17 protein-coding genes and 1 riboswitch are annotated in these 18,330 nt (G+C 64.7%); of the genes, 9 read left to right on the top strand and 8 right to left on the bottom strand.

All coding sequences use genetic code 11. The features are described 5' to 3' along the window. The first annotated feature begins 830 nt into the window (after nucleotides 1–830). A complete protein-coding gene (locus AB4Z48_RS25400; protein WP_441619065.1) occupies nucleotides 831–986 on the top strand; it encodes a hypothetical protein in 156 nt (51 codons plus the stop codon). A 198-nt stretch (nucleotides 987–1,184) separates the two neighbouring features. Here AB4Z48_RS25400 and AB4Z48_RS25395 read toward each other — a convergent pair whose 3' ends face one another. Next, nucleotides 1,185–2,081, bottom strand: a complete 897-nt coding sequence (locus AB4Z48_RS25395; protein ID WP_441619063.1) for an alpha/beta hydrolase — start codon at nucleotides 2,079–2,081, stop codon at nucleotides 1,185–1,187. A gap of 657 nt (nucleotides 2,082–2,738) precedes the next feature. Here AB4Z48_RS25395 and AB4Z48_RS25390 point away from each other — a divergent pair. Continuing rightward, complete coding sequence (locus tag AB4Z48_RS25390; RefSeq protein ID WP_441619061.1) at nucleotides 2,739–3,020, top strand: transcriptional regulator; 282 nt, start codon at nucleotides 2,739–2,741, stop codon at nucleotides 3,018–3,020. 177 nt (nucleotides 3,021–3,197) lie between these two features. On the opposite strand, the gene AB4Z48_RS25385 is transcribed toward AB4Z48_RS25390, so the two are convergent. Continuing rightward, nucleotides 3,198–3,839 carry a CoA-transferase gene (locus AB4Z48_RS25385; RefSeq protein WP_441619060.1) on the bottom strand — a complete coding sequence of 214 codons (642 nt, stop codon included), beginning with the start codon at nucleotides 3,837–3,839 and terminating at the stop codon, nucleotides 3,198–3,200. Between the two features lie 747 nt (nucleotides 3,840–4,586). On the opposite strand from AB4Z48_RS25385, the gene AB4Z48_RS25380 reads away from it, so the two are divergent. The 3 genes from AB4Z48_RS25380 (at nucleotide 4,587) to AB4Z48_RS25370 (ending at nucleotide 10,416) form a co-directional block, all read left to right on the top strand. Continuing rightward, complete coding sequence (locus AB4Z48_RS25380) at nucleotides 4,587–6,923, top strand: hypothetical protein (RefSeq protein WP_441619058.1); 2,337 nt, start codon at nucleotides 4,587–4,589, stop codon at nucleotides 6,921–6,923. Further along, on the top strand, nucleotides 6,920–8,641 hold the full coding sequence (locus AB4Z48_RS25375) for a GTPase domain-containing protein (protein ID WP_441619056.1): 1,722 nt from the start codon (nucleotides 6,920–6,922) through the stop codon (nucleotides 8,639–8,641). The genes AB4Z48_RS25380 and AB4Z48_RS25375 overlap by 4 nt, the downstream gene beginning before the upstream one ends. Nucleotides 8,642–8,924: 283 nt before the next feature. After that, nucleotides 8,925–9,051: riboswitch (glycine riboswitch) on the top strand. 48 nt (nucleotides 9,052–9,099) lie between these two features. Next, nucleotides 9,100–10,416 carry a D-amino acid dehydrogenase gene (locus AB4Z48_RS25370; protein ID WP_441619054.1) on the top strand — a complete coding sequence of 439 codons (1,317 nt, stop codon included), beginning with the start codon at nucleotides 9,100–9,102 and terminating at the stop codon, nucleotides 10,414–10,416. 41 nt (nucleotides 10,417–10,457) lie between these two features. Here the strand turns inward: AB4Z48_RS25370 and AB4Z48_RS25365 are convergent, their stop codons facing one another. Next, complete coding sequence (locus AB4Z48_RS25365) at nucleotides 10,458–12,095, bottom strand: acyl-CoA synthetase (RefSeq protein ID WP_441619052.1); 1,638 nt, start codon at nucleotides 12,093–12,095, stop codon at nucleotides 10,458–10,460. Nucleotides 12,096–12,244: 149 nt separating this feature from the next. On the opposite strand from AB4Z48_RS25365, the gene AB4Z48_RS25360 reads away from it, so the two are divergent. Further along, a complete protein-coding gene (locus AB4Z48_RS25360) occupies nucleotides 12,245–12,991 on the top strand; it encodes a Crp/Fnr family transcriptional regulator (RefSeq protein WP_441619050.1) in 747 nt (248 codons plus the stop codon). Between the two features lie 110 nt (nucleotides 12,992–13,101). Then, nucleotides 13,102–13,734, top strand: coding sequence for an AraC family transcriptional regulator (locus AB4Z48_RS25355; protein ID WP_441619048.1), 633 nt, complete (start codon nucleotides 13,102–13,104; stop codon nucleotides 13,732–13,734). A 70-nt stretch (nucleotides 13,735–13,804) separates the two neighbouring features. On the opposite strand, the gene AB4Z48_RS25350 is transcribed toward AB4Z48_RS25355, so the two are convergent. Continuing rightward, the gene (locus AB4Z48_RS25350; protein WP_441619046.1) at nucleotides 13,805–14,176 is read right to left on the bottom strand and encodes a BON domain-containing protein; all 372 of its coding nucleotides are present in this window, start codon (nucleotides 14,174–14,176) and stop codon (nucleotides 13,805–13,807) included. Nucleotides 14,177–14,728: 552 nt separating this feature from the next. Between AB4Z48_RS25350 and AB4Z48_RS25345 the strand changes: the two genes are divergently transcribed. Next, complete coding sequence (locus AB4Z48_RS25345; RefSeq protein WP_441619044.1) at nucleotides 14,729–14,968, top strand: hypothetical protein; 240 nt, start codon at nucleotides 14,729–14,731, stop codon at nucleotides 14,966–14,968. Nucleotides 14,969–15,110: 142 nt separating this feature from the next. Here the strand turns inward: AB4Z48_RS25345 and AB4Z48_RS25340 are convergent, their stop codons facing one another. Together AB4Z48_RS25340 and AB4Z48_RS25335 are read right to left on the bottom strand one after the other, a co-directional pair. Continuing rightward, nucleotides 15,111–15,386 carry a hypothetical protein gene (locus AB4Z48_RS25340; protein WP_441619043.1) on the bottom strand — a complete coding sequence of 92 codons (276 nt, stop codon included), beginning with the start codon at nucleotides 15,384–15,386 and terminating at the stop codon, nucleotides 15,111–15,113. A gap of 95 nt (nucleotides 15,387–15,481) precedes the next feature. Continuing rightward, complete coding sequence (locus AB4Z48_RS25335; RefSeq protein WP_441619041.1) at nucleotides 15,482–16,051, bottom strand: TetR/AcrR family transcriptional regulator; 570 nt, start codon at nucleotides 16,049–16,051, stop codon at nucleotides 15,482–15,484. A gap of 112 nt (nucleotides 16,052–16,163) precedes the next feature. Here AB4Z48_RS25335 and AB4Z48_RS25330 point away from each other — a divergent pair, with 112 nt between their 5' ends. Beyond that, nucleotides 16,164–16,952, top strand: a complete 789-nt coding sequence (locus tag AB4Z48_RS25330; protein ID WP_441619039.1) for an SDR family NAD(P)-dependent oxidoreductase — start codon at nucleotides 16,164–16,166, stop codon at nucleotides 16,950–16,952. An 84-nt stretch (nucleotides 16,953–17,036) separates the two neighbouring features. Here the strand turns inward: AB4Z48_RS25330 and hpaH are convergent, their stop codons facing one another. Beyond that, on the bottom strand, nucleotides 17,037–17,840 hold the full coding sequence (gene hpaH, locus AB4Z48_RS25325; protein ID WP_441619037.1) for a 2-oxo-hept-4-ene-1,7-dioate hydratase: 804 nt from the start codon (nucleotides 17,838–17,840) through the stop codon (nucleotides 17,037–17,039). Nucleotides 17,841–17,889: 49 nt separating this feature from the next. Then, nucleotides 17,890–18,282, bottom strand: a complete 393-nt coding sequence (locus AB4Z48_RS25320) for a 5-carboxymethyl-2-hydroxymuconate Delta-isomerase (protein ID WP_441619035.1) — start codon at nucleotides 18,280–18,282, stop codon at nucleotides 17,890–17,892. Nucleotides 18,283–18,330: the final 48 nt, after the last annotated feature.

Raw genomic sequence — 18,330 nt, 5'->3', positions numbered from 1 at the left:
AACTCGGGGACCGCTGGCGGCGCACACTCAACCGCGAGCTGAGGCAATGCTCCCGTCGTTAGCCTTTTGTCCCCACTGGTCCCTTAACCATGACTCGCCGGCGCCCTCGCCGGTTGTCCGGGGCTTGCTCTGACTAGCGCTATCCATGGCAGCCTGCGCACCGAGGCATCGGCAGGCACGCGTACGCTACTCATTGCCCAGCACTAGTTCCAGTTGCAGAGTCTAGACAGTAATCGCCATGCGCGAGCGGCCCTGGCCGTAGCGCTGTCAATATTGGCCGTTAGCGTCGTCTCTCATTTTGAGTTCCATGCAGGTGTACGCAGGAAATCCCCCTGATAAACCATGAGACGTTGAACCGGCACGCTGCGCCATGGGGAGATGAGTGTGGGCTGTCCAAACCAGCAGGAAGGTCCATTCCTGATTCGATAACTGCCAGGAGGCTGGTGGTGTCCAAATGGTCGGACTACCGTGCGTCCACACAACTCAGGTGTCATGAGGACGCCATGCAGGCTCTCCATCTCCTGGCGCTGCTGCTCGCAATCGCAGCAGCCAGTTACACATTCGCGCACCAAGGTACCGTATCAGGCCCAATTAAAAGCTCGACAACCCTCGCGCCCCATCTCGGCCATGTGCATTGGTGGGCCCTCTCCTGTAAGTGGCTTCGGTAGCGAGCAGTTTGGCTGAAACTGCTGCATCTCATAACTAACGGCACGGGCCTTCATCTCCGATAATGAATTCACCGCCGCAGCACTGTACGTGCGGCGCCAATGCCAAGTAATCAAGTCGGCCGAAAACAGAAGAACAGGCCGTATCGGACAGACGAGGACATCATGAACACTTCAGCCATCCACGCTGCGTCCATGCAGCAGCAGCACAACTCGGTGAGGCATCTCCTGGTGAATCTGATTCCCTTCGCCGTCTCCTGGTGGGCCATCAGCTTCGCAATGGCTGTCGTGCTGAACGCAGCGCTGAAGTACGCTGTTTAGCAGACTCCTGGGTTTTGACTCTCATCGCCGGCATTGTCCTCACCCTGCCCAGCGGGGCCTCCTCACCGGATCCTGGCAGCCTGACCACATCGCGATAGACATGCAAGAAGGCCCCATCCGGGGCCTTCTTGCATTCGCCTTGTCCGCCGCTGCTCTTTTCACCTCGCCGCACTTCACGGTGCGGCGCACCGCTGCCACTCAGGCGTCGAATCGTCCACGGATAAACGCGGCACCCTCGAGAACCGCAGATCTTGCCTCCGGTAAGCGCGTGTGCCACATATGCCATTCATGGAACATCCCAGGCCAGACCTTGAGGGTGACATCGACGCCGGCGGCGCCGGCTCGCGCCGCAAGCCTCGTCGCATCATCCAGCAGGCTTTCGTCTCCTCCGACGTGAATCAGCATTGGTGGCAGGCCCGCCAGGTCGCCGAAGAGGGGCGATGCCAAAGGGTTCCGCGGGTCATTGTCCTCTTGCAGGTAACTACGCGCGAACGCCTGGAGCCCTTCCATTGAAATGATGGGGTCGACGTCCGCCTTTGCGCGGATCGAGTCACCGCTCATGGTGAGGTCAGTCCAGGGGGAGATGAGAAAGACCCCCTTCGGTAGCGGTATCTCCCGCTGATTGCACAGCAGCATTAGAGCCACGGCGAGACCGCCGCCAGCCGAGTCTCCTGCCACGACAATGGAAGGGTCCTCACCAAGCCGGTCATACAGCCACTGGTAGGCGTTGAGCGCATCGCGCAGTGCGAGAGGGAAAGGGTTCTCAGGTGCCCTCCGATAGTCAACCGCAAAGACATCCCGATGCGTCTCGATGCACAAGGCCGCCGTCAGCGTTCGGTATTGCGCTGGGGTATGCATGACATAGCCGCCGCCGTGGAGATACAGGACAGCCTGGTTGCGTTGCGCTCCGTAGGACGCCGTCCACGTCCCCGGCAGTTCGTTGCCGTCAAGGAAGCGAACGCCTTGCGGGACGTCGATTTCGTTGTAGATCCTGTCCGCGTGCGTTCGGAGTTGCTCCAGCGTTGGCTGAGCCGGGACTTGTGAATTACGGTCCCGAAGGAACTGAACGATATCTTTCAACTGCTGCGATGCCATGGCTGCTCCATGCAGCGCGCTACCTGGGAGAACTGCCAGTCGGCCCTGCCGGATAGCACTTGGTGGACCTTGCCAAGAGGAGAGCGCGCGATCGGTCTTGGAACAGGATAGGCTCACAGCGCACCAAGTATCTGCCATACAAGTGAACGCTTCGGCCATGGTGGCTCGCTGATCGCCTCGAGGGCACACGGCCCGTGGTCCAGATGGAAAACGACACGGCGGCGGCCGGCCCGGTCGAGAGTCAAGCGAGTGTTCCGAACCCACGGCTACAAGGCCTCCTGGCGCGATTGCGTTGCTACCTCATACCGTTGACTGCTTTTGCTGCGGAATTGGCGCATGCCCGTGTTGTCCTCACGGTACGCTCGTCTTCCCGCTCTCGGCAGCAACGCACGCTGCAACGCAACGCGGCTACCTCCGGCCCGCCACTTGCTGACTCCCCATCACAGGCGTCGACTTCGGCATTTGGCCGAAACTACAATGTGGTTGTCTTCATCCGCTCGAACTACGGGCTGTCTCCATCGGCTTGGGATTGCTAGAGTTAAAGCACTCAGGTCCGCCGCGCTTCGATCCTTATGCATGAAGCTTGCGGGGCGTGGGATAACCGGGGGCCGCGCTTGCCGGCTGGCCTGCAGTCACAAATGTATGAAGGATTCAACCATGGAACTGATCGACCCGTCCGAGCATTCGCGCTTCCTCTCCTTCCTGGAGCGGCACAGCCTGCCTCAGCATGACTTCGTGCTTGTCGAAGTCGACACCACCGACCCGAAGAGCGACGAAATATTTGGCCTGCAGGGATGGATTACGATTCGCCGTCTCTCGGCCGGCACTTCGCGCGAGTATCTTATTGGTGACGAATCCGACTGGCTCGAACATTTCAGCAAGGATGTGCATGCGGGTACCTTTGGCGCATTCACTCCAGGCCACCCGGTCACCTCATGAGCAGCGGGAGCGCCGCGCCGATGAAGGGCGCATTCGCCCCTGGACTTACTTAGCGCAAGACCCGGGTTTCGCCACGCATCGCTCTTGCGGCGGTTCGTGGCGAGACTCGCATCTGGCGTTCCGGACAATGGTTTCGGCACGCCGAAGCGCCTCCGGTTCGCCACCTCCACACTCGGTTTAATCAAGCAGTCGCGAGCCAATCTTCGCTTGTATTTCTCCGCGAGTGACGCCACTCGCCGCCTCGACCAACCGCAGTCCGCCAGACGTTACATCAAGCACGGCCCACTCGGTAATAATTCGATTCGCAGCCCGCTCGACCATTCCATGCCCGCCCAGGGCGTCGACGATATGTGACGGCCCACCGCAGCCATGCACGAGTCCCGACTCTCGGACGAGCAGAATGATGCGTCCCGCGCCATATGTCGCGTTGCCCAGTGCGCCGCCGGTCTTACGCCGGGCGATGGTATTTTCTGGCTCAATGAACTCGCCCGCGCTACTGGCACAGAGAGCCTCCAGGATTGCGACATCCGCCGTAGGACTCAGCATTGCCGCGAAGGATTGCGTCGAATGGAAGGGAGTGAGTTGCCGTCCAACGCGCTTTCCACCTCGCCCGGCGTCGAGGATATCGGCATCCATGTAGTCGTCCGTCGGGTATAGGCCCATGCCTGGCAGCCTATCGTCGGAATGAACCCAAACCTCCTTCGCGACATCGATATGATTTGCCACCAAGGCAGGCAAGCCCGGGCCCAACTCCACGAACTCGCCATCGCGCAACTCTCTTGCCGCGCGCTCTGCCATCTCGTCTACCGTCCAACTCATTGCACTCTTCCTCAGTCACAAAGGCCGTGTTGCCCTTTCCAGACGGGTTTCGGCCCGTGGCCTCCTGGGACCTCGCTGACACATCTGTAGAGTCCACACGCCACCCGATTCCCGTCGGCATCACTGTAGCAGCGCAATGCCTCGTTAGCCCCCGCAGATTTGATGAATCACAGGCCAACATCCGGCGTCGTTCGGCCAGCCATCGTCGCATTGCCTTCTCGCTCCGCCAGCATTGGGCGGCCGAAGGCCAAACGTTCCGCGTGGTCGCTCCGCGAGTCGGCGGGCGATGTAGCGGCTTTTCAGCCATGCCTTGGCTGAATCTGAAACCAGAAAGACCGATAAGTAGCCAGCGCTGTCATTAGACTAGCGCTCCTCGCAATGCAATTGGGGGCCCCCGCCTCCCGTTGCCGGCAGCATGAGAGCCCTGTATTGGACGCCAGGGCGGCGAGTAGCTTGGACATCTGCTGCTTTCGCGGCGCGCATTCTCATGGGAGGCGCGCCGCTTTTCTTGCCTGGGAAAAAGAACGCGTTCGACTTTGGATTCCTCGGCAGCATCAGGCAGTCATTTTTTTCGAAGGCCGCCTTTGACGCCCGCTCGTCCTGATCCGTGCCCCCACTCGACTATGCTTTCGGCAGCGAGATACCGAGGGCCGTATGGAGTGACCTTTCACGCGCCAGCCCCACCCCGAGTTGGAAACCACGACTCCAGAGGCATGCGCGGACTATCTCTCGTGGCCAGGCTCGTTTATGACTATTCAACTCGGTATTGGCGGCGTGCCCGAACCCGATGCCGCATCTCGCCATTTGCTGACAAGCGGTTCAATTTGTGCCAAACGAGAACTCGATGCGGCACTATCAACCGCACGTGCCGTTGGTGCCGCGGCAGCAAAGTTCCAGGAGGCGCAGCGTGACTCGATTCGCGCCGTGCTGAGCCGGCTCGGCGACGTCTCCCGCAACCTTGCACATACGCTTGGCGACTTATCCTTGGCGGGGTCAATGCCGTCAAGTGAACTTCTTGAACGGTCCCGCATATGGGCCAGAACACTGCATTCACAGGTTGATGGCATTTCCCATGCGCTCGAGCGCGGGTATGAAAGTATTGCCGACGCCGGCTATCCCCCATCTGTCCTGTTCGTCGGGCCGGAGGGCTCCGGGAAGACAACCACCAGGGAAGCCCTCTTCGGCTCGCCCGCATTCTTTGCTCGAGAGGCACAAGCACTTGAGCTGGCGCCGGCACGGCGCGAGAACCCAACCGACCGTGCCATCGCAAACACCCCGGCGTGTCTCCTTGTCCAGGAAGCAAGCGTAGCGAAGAGCCCTCCCAATGATGCCGGCGTCATGGCGCAGCGGTGGGACAGATCAATGTGGCCCGACACGCTCGTCCTGGTACTAACGGATGACGATATGGCACCGGGGGCGTTCGACAGCCTTGCGCAAGCTGGTCCGCTGCGGGGCCGCCTGGCGGTACTGTTGAATGTGAAGCGGCACGATGAAGATCTTGACCTGTTGATTGGCGGGGATGGACATGCGTCGGGCAACCGGAACGTCGCTCAACTGGGCGCTCGCATCGCAGAGCGAATCTATCAACGCTTCTGCATCGATGCCATCGAGGTAACTCCGATACACGCACGGGCCGCGTGGCTGGCACGGCATGGCGCAGTGCTACCGCCTGGCGTATCCGCCGCGTCACTCGAACGGTCAAGTAATGTGATGGCCGCAGAGTCCGCCGTTCTGCGCCTGCTGACCTCAGGCGTCGCATCGGCTCGCCTCCAGGCCCCGGCCAGCCTTCTCCACATGTATGTTCAGTTGACCCGAGGGTGTATCGACGAGGCCTCTGATTCCGTCCGGCAACTTCGCGATGCCGCGATGACGGCCGTAAACTCCCTTGAACTGCAGAGGTCAACGGCGGCCCGGCTGCTTGCCCGGAGTCTTGACTTGCTTCAATCCCGCTTTGAAGCTGCGGCGGATTCAATAGCCAGTCTCATAGACGACGCGCTGTCGGAGCCCTCTCCAGCAGACGCTATTAGCCGTGGTTGGCGAGGCATGCTCGATGAGCACGGGCTTACCGACGCCGCCGGATGGCTTCCCCTGGCGCTACAGGCAAATGAGGCGACAACGAACGATATGGCCAGCTTTCCTCCTGCTTCAGACATCGGGGCACGGCAGTTCGATAACGATTCAATTGACGTATCTCAACTCGAGCTTGCCAGGCATCGTGTCAAGTCGCACCGTCACGCACGTCTTCTGTTCCGAAGCATCTCATCCACAGCAGCGGCCATCGTCGCGGGATGGCTAATCTCCGCGGTCGTGGATGACACGCTCTGGACGATTGCCGCCACGACGATTCTCTCCATGGCGGTAGGACTCGGCGTCGACAAAGGGGTATGCCGGGTCACCAGCCGGTGGATCGGCGAAGCGAATCTGGTGCTGGAGCAGCGGCGCGCCTCCCTTGAGAAAGATCTGCGGGATGTCCTGGGGCAACACCACCGGCGGATGCATCAATGGCTACACGCTTTATCGGGGAGTAGATACGATGGAGGCGCGCAAGGACAACTGGCCGCTTCTATCTCAGAGCACCTCGCATGCGTCCGCAGTTCCCTCGACGCGGAGACGAAGCGACTCGAGCGCATCGCATCGAAAATTGATGGCTGCCTGTTGAGTCACGCTTTCGAGCTCGTTGCCCAGGACTTGCACCGCGAACACATTGATATTGTCACCGTTGCGCGGCGACCCGGCGTTTTGGCGATTGCAAGTGTGGCATTTTCCCGCAGCCTCGACCACGCATTCAAGCTTCCCGGTGAGTCTGACGGCAGCAAGCTGAAGCAGCTATCCGAGTGGCTGGGCGGTGAAAGGCTTCTGCTGGTTGACCGGCTCGCCCCGCTCGAACGACAAGTGCGCCAGGCACTCGGGATAGACAACTGCGGCTCGGCGATTGCGTCAGTGGCGATAGCCCCGGGCCGGGAGGCGGCGACCGTCTTGCTTAGCGAAATGCAGTGGGAACAAGCAATCGGGGCTGGGTCGACTTCCATTCAGCTGGCGGAGCAATTGCTTGGCATCTCAATTCACACTGGAGTGCTGTTGTGACGCCTGGATTTCAAGACACTCGCGACGCCGTCCGCCACCTCATCCGCGACGCGGCCTCAATCATTTCGCATTGGCCAACTTCATCTTCGGAATCGTTGCGCGCGACCCTGCAATACTGGCAGGAAACGTTAAAGGCTGAGGCCCCATGGAGAATCGCGCTACTCGGCGAGGCGGGAGTTGGCAAAACCAGCCTCATCCGGGCGGTGTCAGGGAACGACGAAGCGCACCTCGGAACGGATGAGCCAACTGCGGCGGTAGGCGAGCATGACTGGCACGGGATGGTATTTGTGGATACGCCAGGCCTTTATCTTTCCCCCAGTGAACTCGTGGGCGGGGCAGCACTCAGTGCGGCCATGGAGGCCGACATGATATTGCTCGTCGTTACACCCGAACTTCCCTATCGGGCCCAGGCAGGCATATTGAGAAGGCTGCTAGACCAAGACAACCTCTGTCTCGGCAGACCATGCTGCCTGGTGGTCAACAAAATAGACCGGGACCGCAATGGAGGCGCCGGCATGCAACAGCGGATTGAGGCGGTATTGGGTAGACGCATCGGCATTCCCGTGCTCCACTGCTCGGTGGCAAAGTACTTCCATGCCAGGCAGGCCTCGGCCGGCTTCCGCGAGCGACTGCTGCGGCAAAGCAGATTGTCGGCGCTGGTGACCAGCCTTTCCGCCTGGGGAAACCAGACCGGTCAGGCGAGCCGGGCGATTGCAGCCATCAGCGCTGTGGAAGGCGTTATGCGGGATGTCATGCAATCCGGCGACGAGCCCTGCCTGCAAGCACGCATAGCCTGCGTCCAGAAGGAAATCGCCGAGCTTGAACAGGCAAGGGAACACCTGCATTCGCTCGCGCGCCTATGGCATCGGCAAGTCTATTCAACAGTACTGGGGCGTGCCGCGAAAGCAATGGAACGTCTGGACGGCACCGCCGAGGCTCCGGAGGTGCAGGCGTTCTTCACCTCCACGCTTGACCAGATGAAGGAGGACTTGAGCAAGCTTTGGTGCGAAATGGAGCGACAGCTGCACGAAATCCTTGGCGGCGCGGGGAAGCAACTCGAGAATCGCACAACGCAGGCGCTCCACATGCCGTGGTCCGGCGGCAGCTTCGCGCCAGGCACACCCGGCTCACTGGATGCCATCCGCATCCCAGCTAGCCCGGCATTGCGTCTGACGCGGCTTGTCAATAGCGCAACCGGGCCAATAGCAGGCGGACTGGAAGCCGCTTCGATAAGCACAAAGGCACTCGGCAATCTCCTCTACGAAATTGCCGGGTCCACCGGGATAAGGCTGGTCAGGACGGAGGCTCTCCGTCGAGCTGGCCTCATCACAAGAGCATCGGGAAGACTAGCGGCATTCAGCCCGTTGCTAGCAACCATCCTCGACCTCTATCTGCATTTTCGGGAAGAGAAAATCGAGGATGCCAAACGGCGCTACGTTACGGACCTGCGCCGCTCGCTTCGCGCTGCATTCAGACAGCACGCCGAAGCATCGGCGCTAGGCACCAGCAATGCCATCGAGAGGTTCGGAAACACGGCTCTGGACAACATCGCGGCAAATCTGACTGGTCAACTGAAGGATATGCTGGAACGCCAGGCCATCAGTATCGGGCTTGGCAAGCAGTCGGAAGAGGTAGCCGACCGCTGCAAAGCACTGAAGCAGCAATTGCATGATGCACTCAACGGTGCCACGCCGCGGATACCAGGCACTGCACCTTGAACCCTATTGCCATATTGGTCCGCCACCTGTAAAAGCCTGCGCTACTCGTGCCCTGCTCCCGAGCTCGCCGGCTCCAAAAATTGGCCGGCCAGACTGCTACAGAACCTTGCTACAGCGCGCGGCCCGGCGGCGGGGCGCCGCCGGGCCGCCATACTGCCCTTGCAGTCTCTCTGCAACGCGTGCTATGTTGCGGCTTCCAGGAGAACGAGACACCTCCGCCGTATCAGGTGGGTGTCTCTACCGAAGGCGTACCCCTGAAACGCTCAGGTGCAAAAGACTGGAAACCGAACAAACTGGAGAGCGCCGGACCGCACACCGACCAGGTAAGCGGCACGCGGCCGCCGAAGGGGCAAGCCGGTACCCGTGGTGGGTGCGGCGAATCTCTCAGGCAAAAGGACAGTGGGGGCAGGCAGGCCAGATGGCTTGCCTGCCCCTTTTTGCTATCCGGAGCCTGAGAAATGAAAGTCATCGTGATGGGAGCCGGCGTGATCGGCGTTGCGTCTGCGTGGTACCTGGCCCGTGCCGGGCACGAGGTCGTGGTGCTGGAGCGCAATGCGGGCGCGGCCCGGGAAACCAGTTTTGGCAACGGCGGGCAGATCTCGGTCAGCCATGCCGAGCCTTGGGCCAACCCGGCCGCGCCGCTGAAGATGCTGCGCTGGCTCGGGCGCGAGGATGCTCCGCTGCTGTTCCGCCTGCGCGCAGATCCGGCGCAGTGGTCGTGGGGACTCAAGTTCCTGCGCGAGTGCACGGCCAGTCGCTCCACCCACAACATGATCCAGCTGCTCAACCTGGGCACCTATAGCCGCGCCAGCCTGCAGGCGCTGCGCGCCGAGACCGGCATCGAGTACGACCACCTCACGCGCGGCATCCTGCATTTCTATACCAGCCAGAAGGAATTCGACGCGGCCGTCGAGCCGGCGCGCATCATGCGCGAGCTGGGCTGCGAGCGCCGCGTGATCGGGCCGGACGAAGTGGTGCGGCTGGAGCCGGCGCTGGCGAATATCGCGCCGCGTCTGGCGGGCGCCACCTATACCAGCGAGGATGAATCGGGCGATGTGCACCGCTTCACCACCGCGCTGGCCGCGCGCTGCGAAGCGCTGGGCGTGCGCTTTCGCTATGGCGTGCGGGTGCAGCGCCTGCATGCCGAGGGCGGCAGCATGCACGGGGTGGAGATTGCCGACGAGACTGGCGGCTACCAGATCGAGAGCGCGGACGCCTACGTGCTGGCGCTGGGCAGCTTCAGCCCGATGCTGGCGCGCCCGCTCGGGGTCAAGCTCGACATCTATCCGGCCAAGGGCTATTCGGTGACGCTGCCGGTGCTCGACAGCGAGCGCGCGCCCAGCGTGAGCCTGACCGACGACGAGTACAAGCTGGTGTTCTCGCGCTTTGGCGACCGCCTGCGCGTGGCCGGCACAGCCGAACTCAACGGCTATGCGATGGATCTGAACCCGGTGCGCTGCGAGGCCATCGTGCGGCGCACGCTGGAAGTGTTCCCGGGCATGAGCCGACCGGAGCTGGCGAAATTCTGGACCGGGCTGCGCCCTGCCACGCCGGGCAACGTACCTTATATCGGCGCCAGCGCCATCGGCGGGCTCTACCTGAACACCGGCCACGGCACGCTTGGCTGGACGCACGGCTGCGGCTCGGGCCGTGCGATCGCGGACATCGTCAGCGGCCGCGTGCCGGAGGTGGATTTCGCCTTTACGGGCGCGCTGCCCGCCGGTGGCACGACGCGGCCGGCGACGCTGGCGTCCGCGCAGCGGGCCGTCCACTAGCCCCCGGCCCCGGTGGCGCCGGCCGGCGCCACCGCGCGTGGCTAGACGTCGATGGCCGTGTCCGACTTGACCTTGCGGCGCAGCTCGAACTTCTGGATCTTGCCCGTCGAAGTCTTGGGCAAGGGCCCGAAATACACGGCCTTGGGCACCTTGAAGCCAGCCAGCAAGGTGCGGCAATGCGCGATCAGTTCCTCGGCCGTGGCGCTGGCGCCGTCTTTCAGCTCGACGAAGGCGCAGGGCGTTTCGCCCCACTTGGCATCCGGCTGCGCCACCACCGCCGCGGCCAGCACGGCCGCATGGCGGTAGAGCGCGTCTTCCACCTCGACGCTGGAGATGTTCTCGCCGCCGGAGATGATGATGTCCTTGCTGCGGTCCTTGATCTTGACGTAGCCGTCCGCCGTGCGCACGCCCAGGTCGCCGGTGTGGAACCATCCGCCGGCGAAGGCTTCGCGCGTGGCCTTCTCGTTCTTGAGATAGCCCTTCATGCAGATATTGCCGCGGAACATGATCTCGCCGATCTCCTCGCCGTCGGCGGCCACTGGCTGCATCGAATCCGGATCGAGCACCGCCACCCCGGCCTGCAAGTGGTAGCGCACGCCCTGGCGGGCCTTGCGGGTGGCGCGGTCTTCCTGCGACAGCGCGGCCCAGTCGTCCTGCTCCGCGCACACCGCGGCCGGGCCATAGGTCTCGGTCAGGCCGTAGACGTGGGTCAGCTCGAAACCCATTTCTTCCATCTGCGCCAGCACCGCCGCGGGCGGCGGCGCACCGGCCACCATGCCGCGCACCGGGCCGCGCAGGCCTTCGCGCCAGGCCGGCGGCGCGTTGACCAGCGCGGTGTGGACGATGGGCGCGGCACAGTAATGGGTCACGCCTTCGTCGCGCATCAGGTCGAACACCAGCTTGGGCTCGAACTTGCGCAGGCACACATTGATGCCGGCGCGCGCGGCGATGGTCCAGGCAAAGCACCACCCGTTGCAGTGGAACATGGGCAACGTCCACAGGTAGACCGCGTGCTTGGGCAGGTCCCACTCGAGGATGTTGGACACGGCATTGATGGCTGCGCCGCGATGGTGGTAGACCACGCCCTTGGGGTCGCCGGTGGTGCCCGAGGTATAGTTCAGGGCGATGGCGTCCCACTCGTCGGCGGGCCATTGCCAGGCGTAGTCGGGATCGCCCGAGGCCAGCAGGGTTTCGTAGTCGGTCTCGCCAAAGCGCGGCGCGTCCTGCGGGCCCAGCGCATCTGCCACCGCCACCACCTTCAGGCCGGGGATTTCGTTGCCGATCTGGCGCGCGAGCTCGGCGAACTCGGTATCGGCCAGCAGCACCTTGGCCTCGCCATGACGCAGCATGAAAACCAGGTTGGCGGCGTCGAGCCGGATGTTCAGCGCATTGAGCACCGCCCCCGCCATCGGCACGCCGAAGTGCGCTTCCACCATGGCCGGCGTGTTGGGCAACAGGACCGCCACCGTATCGCCCCGGCCGATGCCGAGGCCCGCCAGCGCGCTGGCCAGGCGCCGCGCACGAGCGTAGGTCTCGCGCCAGGTCTGGCGCAGCGGGCCATGCACGATGGCCAGGCGCTCGCCATAGACTTCGGCGGCGCGCGCCAGGTAATCGATGGGCGTGAGGGGAACGTGGTTGGCCGGGTTCTTGCCCAGGCCGGTGTCGAAATCGCTTGGCATTGCTTGGTCTCCGCTTGCGCCTGGCGCTGCGGGCGCCGCCGGTCGCTGTTACTTTTTGCAGGGCAAGGCTATCATCCCACACGACAAAGCTTTGTCGTCCGGATGACAGTGCCCCGCCGGGGCGCGCTCTCCGGGTTGAATCCAGATCAATGTCCAGCCATCCACCCGCGTCCTCCCAGCCCGGCCTTCCCGCACCACCCCCCGCTGCCACGCCTGCGTCGCCGGCTGCCTTGCTGTCCAGGCACGAGTGGTACGCCTCGCTCGCGCCGGCCCACCAGGCGCTGGCCGCACGGCAGGTGGTGGTCCAGGACTTCGCCGCGGGCGCCTTCGTGGCGCGCCGGGGCGAGCCGTCGCGCTACTGGATCGGGGTCGAGAACGGACTCATCAAGCTCGCCGTGTATACGCCGGACGGGCGCGGCTGCACCTTCTCCGGCGTGCCGGCCGGCGGCTGGTGCGGCGAAGGCAGCGTCATCAAGCGCGAGGCCCGCCGCTACGACGTGATCGCCATCCGCGACTCGCGCATCGCGCTGGTGCCCGATACGGTGTTCCACACCCTGCTGGCGGAGAGCCTGCCCTTCTCCAGCTTCGTGGTGCGCCAGCTCAACGAACGCATGGGGCAGTTCATCGCAACCGTGCAGAACGACCGGCTGCTGGGTGCGGATGCGCGCGTGGCGCAGGCCATCGCGCAGCTGTTCCATGCTGCGCTCTACCCGCGCACAAGCGCGGTACTGGAGCTTTCCCAGGAAGAAATCGGCCTGCTCACGGGGCTCTCGCGCCAGCGCGTCAACCAGGCATTGCGCCGGCTGGCGGCCGAAGGCATGGTCGATCTTTCCTACCAGAGCATCCGCGTGACCGACCTCGAACGGCTGCGCCACGTCGGGCTGTCGGAGCTGTAGCGCAGGCAATGGCCGGCACGATGATGGTCCGGCGTGCCGCGACACCGTACAATGCCTCTTTTCCCAAGCGGCGCGATACCCGCGCGCCGGTTGCGCCCCCTGAGCTTCGCATGGCCCTTGTCAGCAGCACCGAGCTGCGCTTGTCCCATCTGCGCTTTCCCTTTGCCGTGCACGTGGACGCCCTGCGGGGCAGCGCATGCCTGCGCGATGCCAATGCGCGGCGCGAGGTATCGCCCGGCAAGCCGTTCGTGGTGCCTGCCTTTGCCTATTTCGATTGCGATTTCCTGCCCAGGACCGGACGCGACACGGCGCTCGTGCTGCGCGCGGTGCCTGATGCGGCCTGCCCGCGCGACCATGGCGCCACCGGGAAATACTGGTCGCGTGCGCTGGCTGGCGCGATGTTCGAGCTGCCGCGGCTGCCGTGGAATGCCGCGCTGGTGTCGGAACGGTGGCAGGTAGCGCCAAGGCTGGTGCGCGCCCGCCTGTTTGCCGAGGGCGAGGCGCTGCGGGTACTGTTGCGCGAGCAGCGCGTAGCGCACGCGCTATACCTGCTGGCTACCGGCCGGCGCATCCCCGGCGACAGGCTGGCGCGTCAGGCCGGCCTCGCGCATGCAAGTGCGCTGGCGAGCGCCTGCGCCAATACCGTGGGCCCCGGCGCGGTCCGGCTGCTCAATGAAAACCTGCCGGAATCCATGCGGGCGAGCACGGCCTTCACCCTGACGGGCATCAATCTCGCGGCGTAGTGCCCGTGCCATGGCCCGAGCCCGTCCGGCGCCGGGCGTCGGGCTCCGGGCGCCTGCGCCCGACTGGCGGCTACCTGGTGACCACCTGCAGGGAGTTCGAGACCGACGCCACGCCATCCACGTTGCGCGCGGTCTGCGCGGCAAGCGTGCGCTGGTCTTCCGAAGGCACCACGCCGTCCAGCGACACTACGCCGTCCCGGGTCTTGACGTGAATGCCGGTGGACTTCAGGCCCTTTGCGGCCAGCAGTTCCGCCTTGACCTTGGTGGTCACGGCGCTGTCGCTCATCTTCTGCCTGGCGCTGCTGGTTTCGGGATGGCCCGTCATACCCGGCGCGCTGTTTGCCGCAGGCGCAGTGTCCGTGGCGGTGGCGGCCTGGGCGGCGCCGGCGGCTGCCAGCAGCGCAGCGAGGCAAACGGCGCGAAACGTCTCATGTGTGTTCATGGCGATCTCCTGATGATGGTTCGATGGCTCCGATGATTGCGCAGGGAGCCGGAAGGAACAGAAAGGCCTGGCATCCACGTCCGCGCGTCGCTGGACGCGTGCCGTGTGCTGGCTTCTGCATACTCTCCCGCAAGGACCGTTCCGGGACAGGCACGCGCGGCGCCCCCATGCCGCCGCAAGGAGAGACGCCCGGCCAGCGCGTCCGGCAGCGCTGGCCGGGCGCGCTGGCCGGTGCCGCAAGCGAACCGGCGGTGCGGCCCCTGCGGCGCCTGTAAATAAATGACGGGCTTGTAAAAAACGCCGGGTGGATGGCGCCAACTCATGCCGCGCCGCGCCGGCGCATATGCGGCGCCATCGACTTCCACGGGGTCGGGCGGTCTCTGCCGGTGCGCGCGGATCGATGCGCCAGGGCGCTGGGGCCCTTGCCTGGCAGGCCCTGGCGGGTACGCGCGCCATACCGGGATGCGCCATGCGCAGCAGCCGCCACCGTGCGTGGCACGCGCCTTGCGCCCATGCCATAACGCGGCATTCCGCCGCGCCATGGAGAGCACGATGGGACAGCAACAGCAACCCGGCCAAGGCCAGCAAGACCAGGACAAGCAACAGCAGCAGTCTGGTCAACAGGGCCAGCAGTCCGGAGGCCAGGACCAGAAGGGCGGCCAGCAGCAGCAACAGGATCGCGGCCAGGGCCAGCAAGGCCAGCAGGGCCAGAAGACCGATCAGGCCGGTCAGCAGAACCAGCAAGGCCAGAAGAGCGGCCAGCAAGGTGGGCAGCAAGGCGGACAGCGCTGACAGCCTGCTTTGACGAGCGCGGCACCTCACGGCGCCGCCAGCCGCCTCCGCGCGCAAGCGTGGAGGCGGCTTTGTTCTGGGAAATATCTTGAGAGTCGTCTTGTAGCGGTCCCCGGGCACGCCTGTCCGGGGACCGCTACGTCTACTTCTGCCCGCCGGCGCGCTTGCCGCGCGTGGCGTAGAGATCGGTGTCTTCCAGCCCGCGCTCGATATCGCGACCGGCCTGCTCCACCTCCTTGCGCGGGCCGCTGCGCTGGCTGTGATGGCTTTCGTCGTGTTCGTGCGGCAGGCGCGGCTGGGGTTCGCCCTGCTGGTCCTGCGCGCGCGTGGCGGTGCCAGTGCGGCCGGGCACCGGCTGGTCATCGGGCCGGACGGCCCTGCTGTCTTCCTTGTGTTCCTTGCGGGGCGTCGAATGCATGGCTGTCTCCTCCGGGATCGCCGCCGGCGGCGGCGCGATCCGGTACTGCCGCAATCGCCATGCCAGTCCCGGGCGCCGGTTGCGCCCCTTGCCGCTCAGGTGTCGGGTCCGGCCGCCGGCTTGCCTTTGCCGCGGATCCAGGCGTGGGTCTGCGCCAGGATCTCGTCGGACAGGTCCGGGTCGTCGACCAGGCGCGCCAGGATCACGGCGCCCAGCATGGCCGACCAGTTGCCGATCGCGGCCTGGCGTGCCTGGGCCGCGTTGCCACCCGGCGCGCTTTCGCCGAACCGCTCGAACTGGCGCCGTAGCGCAGCCGTCATTGCCGCCCGCGCTTCCGGCGCCTGGCGGATGGTTTCCGCGGCAAGGGCAGCCGTCGGGCACCCGCCCGCGAGGTCGTCGCGGTGGCTCGGCGCAAGGTAATCGGCGACATAGCGGGCCACGTCGACCTCGCCCTGGGCCCCGGCAGCCATGACATGCGCCAGCGTCTGGGCGATCAGGTCGTCCTTGGACTTGAAGTACCCGTAGAAGCCGCCATGCGTCAGGCCGGCAGCCTTCATCACTTCCGCCACCGTCACGGCCTCGAAGCCGAGCGAGCGGAACAGGCGGCTGGCCGCCTCCAGGATCCTCTGCCGGTTAGCGGCAACCTGCTCGCGACTGACCTTCATCTGATTCTCTCCATCATCGCTTGACATTATACATGACGTACATCATGATTCCATTCATGACGGCCGTCATGAATACGCGAGCAAACGTACCGACATCCTGAAGGGGAACAGCATGACCACAAAGCCCAGCGTCCTGATTACCGGCGCATCCACTGGCATCGGCGCCGTCTATGCCGACCGGTTCGCCAGGCGCGGACATAACCTTGTGCTGGTAGCGCGCGACCGCGCCCGCATGGAAGCCATCGCGCAGACGTTGCGCAGCGAAACCGGTGTCACCATCGATATCCTCCAGGCAGACCTGACCAGGCCGGCGGAGCTGGCCCAGGTCGAGGCACGGCTGCGCGACGACGCCCGCATCGGCGTCCTGGTCAACAATGCCGGCGCTAGTGCTGCCGGCGGCTTTGCCGATCAGAGCCCGGATGACGTGGCCGCGGTCATCAACCTCAACACCACGGCGCTGACGCGTCTTGCCAGCGCCGTCACGCCCCGCTTCGTCCAGGCCGGCGGCGGCGCCATCATCAACATCGGCTCGGTCGTGGGACTTGCGCCCGAATTCGGCCTGACGGTCTATGGCGCGACCAAGGCCTTCGTGCTTTTCCTGACCCAGGGTCTTCACCTCGAGCTCGGGCCAAAGGGCATCTACGTGCAGGCCGTGCTGCCATCGGCCACCCGCACGGAAATCTGGGCGCGCTCGGGCAAGGATGTGAACAGCCTCGCGGCCGTCATGGAAGTGGATGAACTGGTGGATGCGGCACTCGTCGGCTACGACCGCCGCGAAACCGTCACGATCCCGCCGTTGCCGGACGTGGGGCAATGGAACGCTTACGAAGCCGCCCGGCTCGCCATGTTCCCGAATTTCGCGCAGGTCCATGCCGCCGAGCGGTACCGCAACGTCTCCTGAGCCTGCCTGGTAGCCCGGTAGCCCGGGCCAGTCCGGCGCGATCCGGGCGCGGCCCGAGATCGGCCCGGCACCCGCGCCGCGCCGCTACGCGAAATGGCAGGCGACGGTGCCCAGCGCGCCATAGTCCACCTGGAAGGTATCGCCCGGGCTGGCAGCCACCGGCCGCGTGAACGAGCCGCCGAGGATGACCTCGCCCGCTTCCAGCCCCACGCCGAACGGATGGAGCTTGTTGGCCAGCCAGGCCACGCCATTGGCCGGATGGTTGAGCACGCCGGCCGCCACGCCGGTTTCCTCGATCACGCCGTTGCGCGACATGATGGCCGAGACCCAGCGCAGGTCCACGTCGAACGGGCGCACCGGGCGGCCGCCCATCACCACGCCTGCGTTGGCGGCGTTGTCGGCAATGGTGTCGAAGACCTTGCGCGGGCGCTTGCTTTCGGGGTCGATCGAATGGCTGCGCGCGTCGATGATCTCCAGCGCGGGGATGACGTAGGCGGTGGCGTCGTAGACATCGAACAGCGTGCAGTGCGGCCCCTTGAGCGGCTTGCCCAGCACGAAGGCCAGTTCCACCTCCACCCGCGGCACGATGAAGCGCCCCGGCGCAATGGTGGCGCCGTCCTGGAAGAACATGTCGTCGAGCAACGTGCCGTAGTCGGGTTCTTCGATCTGCGACGACATCTGCATCGCGCGCGAGGTCAGGCCGATCTTGTGGCCCTTGACGGTGCGGCCCTGCGCCAGCTTGTGCGCCACCCATTCGCGCTGGATGGCATAGGCGTCTTCGATGGTGATGTCGGGATGGTCCAGCGAAATCTGCCGGATCTGCGTGCGCGATTGTTCGGCGCCGTCCAGGCGCCGGGCGATCTGGCCGATCAGCTCAGGGCTGAGCATAGGGTCTCCGTGGGGTCGTGGTAGCGTGTCTGGTGACCGGGCGCGAATATCAGCCGGCCTTCCTGAAGCGGGCATGCACGTTGTTGTGCTTGTAGGTGCCGCCTTCGTTGAACTCGACGAGCTCCATCGACAGCGCCAGGTAACGCCGCGCGTAGAGTTCGGCGAAGTGCGCCTTGACCGCATCGAACAGCGCGTCGCACGCCTTTTTCCTGACGGCCTCGTCACGCCCCGCGCCGATCTTGAGCGTGATGTGGACGAAGGCATAGTCCGCCTCGCCATCGGCCATGCGGTAGTCGCTCAGCGCCAGCGCGCGCGAACGGATGCCGCCGATGGGGAAGGCGCCGTCCTGCGCGATCAGTACGTCGTTGAGGGTCTTGAGCAGCGCCGGCACGCGCGCCTCGGCGCGGATATTGTCGGTGTACTCGACGATGATGTGGGGCATGCAGTGCCTCGCTTCGTGGATGGTGCGCCCGGGGACGCAGTTCAGGGG

This window comes from Cupriavidus sp. 2TAF22 (genome assembly GCF_052115045.1).
Classification (GTDB): domain Bacteria; phylum Pseudomonadota; class Gammaproteobacteria; order Burkholderiales; family Burkholderiaceae; genus Cupriavidus.
This window is presented reverse-complemented; position numbering and strand designations above follow the sequence as displayed.

Coding starts and splice junctions, on each gene's coding strand:
- hpaH (WP_441619037.1), bottom strand. CDS start 17,840: ATGCTCAGCCCTGAGCTGATCGGCCAGATCGCCCGGCGCCTGGACGGC.
- AB4Z48_RS25385 (WP_441619060.1), bottom strand. CDS start 3,839: ATGAGTTGGACGGTAGACGAGATGGCAGAGCGCGCGGCAAGAGAGTTG.
- AB4Z48_RS25395 (WP_441619063.1), bottom strand. CDS start 2,081: ATGGCATCGCAGCAGTTGAAAGATATCGTTCAGTTCCTTCGGGACCGT.
- AB4Z48_RS25365 (WP_441619052.1), bottom strand. CDS start 12,095: ATGCCAAGCGATTTCGACACCGGCCTGGGCAAGAACCCGGCCAACCAC.
- AB4Z48_RS25355 (WP_441619048.1), top strand. CDS start 13,102: ATGGCCCTTGTCAGCAGCACCGAGCTGCGCTTGTCCCATCTGCGCTTT.
- AB4Z48_RS25345 (WP_441619044.1), top strand. CDS start 14,729: ATGGGACAGCAACAGCAACCCGGCCAAGGCCAGCAAGACCAGGACAAG.
- AB4Z48_RS25330 (WP_441619039.1), top strand. CDS start 16,164: ATGACCACAAAGCCCAGCGTCCTGATTACCGGCGCATCCACTGGCATC.
- AB4Z48_RS25335 (WP_441619041.1), bottom strand. CDS start 16,051: ATGAAGGTCAGTCGCGAGCAGGTTGCCGCTAACCGGCAGAGGATCCTG.
- AB4Z48_RS25400 (WP_441619065.1), top strand. CDS start 831: ATGAACACTTCAGCCATCCACGCTGCGTCCATGCAGCAGCAGCACAAC.
- AB4Z48_RS25340 (WP_441619043.1), bottom strand. CDS start 15,386: ATGCATTCGACGCCCCGCAAGGAACACAAGGAAGACAGCAGGGCCGTC.
- AB4Z48_RS25370 (WP_441619054.1), top strand. CDS start 9,100: ATGAAAGTCATCGTGATGGGAGCCGGCGTGATCGGCGTTGCGTCTGCG.
- AB4Z48_RS25380 (WP_441619058.1), top strand. CDS start 4,587: ATGACTATTCAACTCGGTATTGGCGGCGTGCCCGAACCCGATGCCGCA.
- AB4Z48_RS25360 (WP_441619050.1), top strand. CDS start 12,245: ATGTCCAGCCATCCACCCGCGTCCTCCCAGCCCGGCCTTCCCGCACCA.
- AB4Z48_RS25320 (WP_441619035.1), bottom strand. CDS start 18,282: ATGCCCCACATCATCGTCGAGTACACCGACAATATCCGCGCCGAGGCG.
- AB4Z48_RS25350 (WP_441619046.1), bottom strand. CDS start 14,176: ATGAACACACATGAGACGTTTCGCGCCGTTTGCCTCGCTGCGCTGCTG.
- AB4Z48_RS25390 (WP_441619061.1), top strand. CDS start 2,739: ATGGAACTGATCGACCCGTCCGAGCATTCGCGCTTCCTCTCCTTCCTG.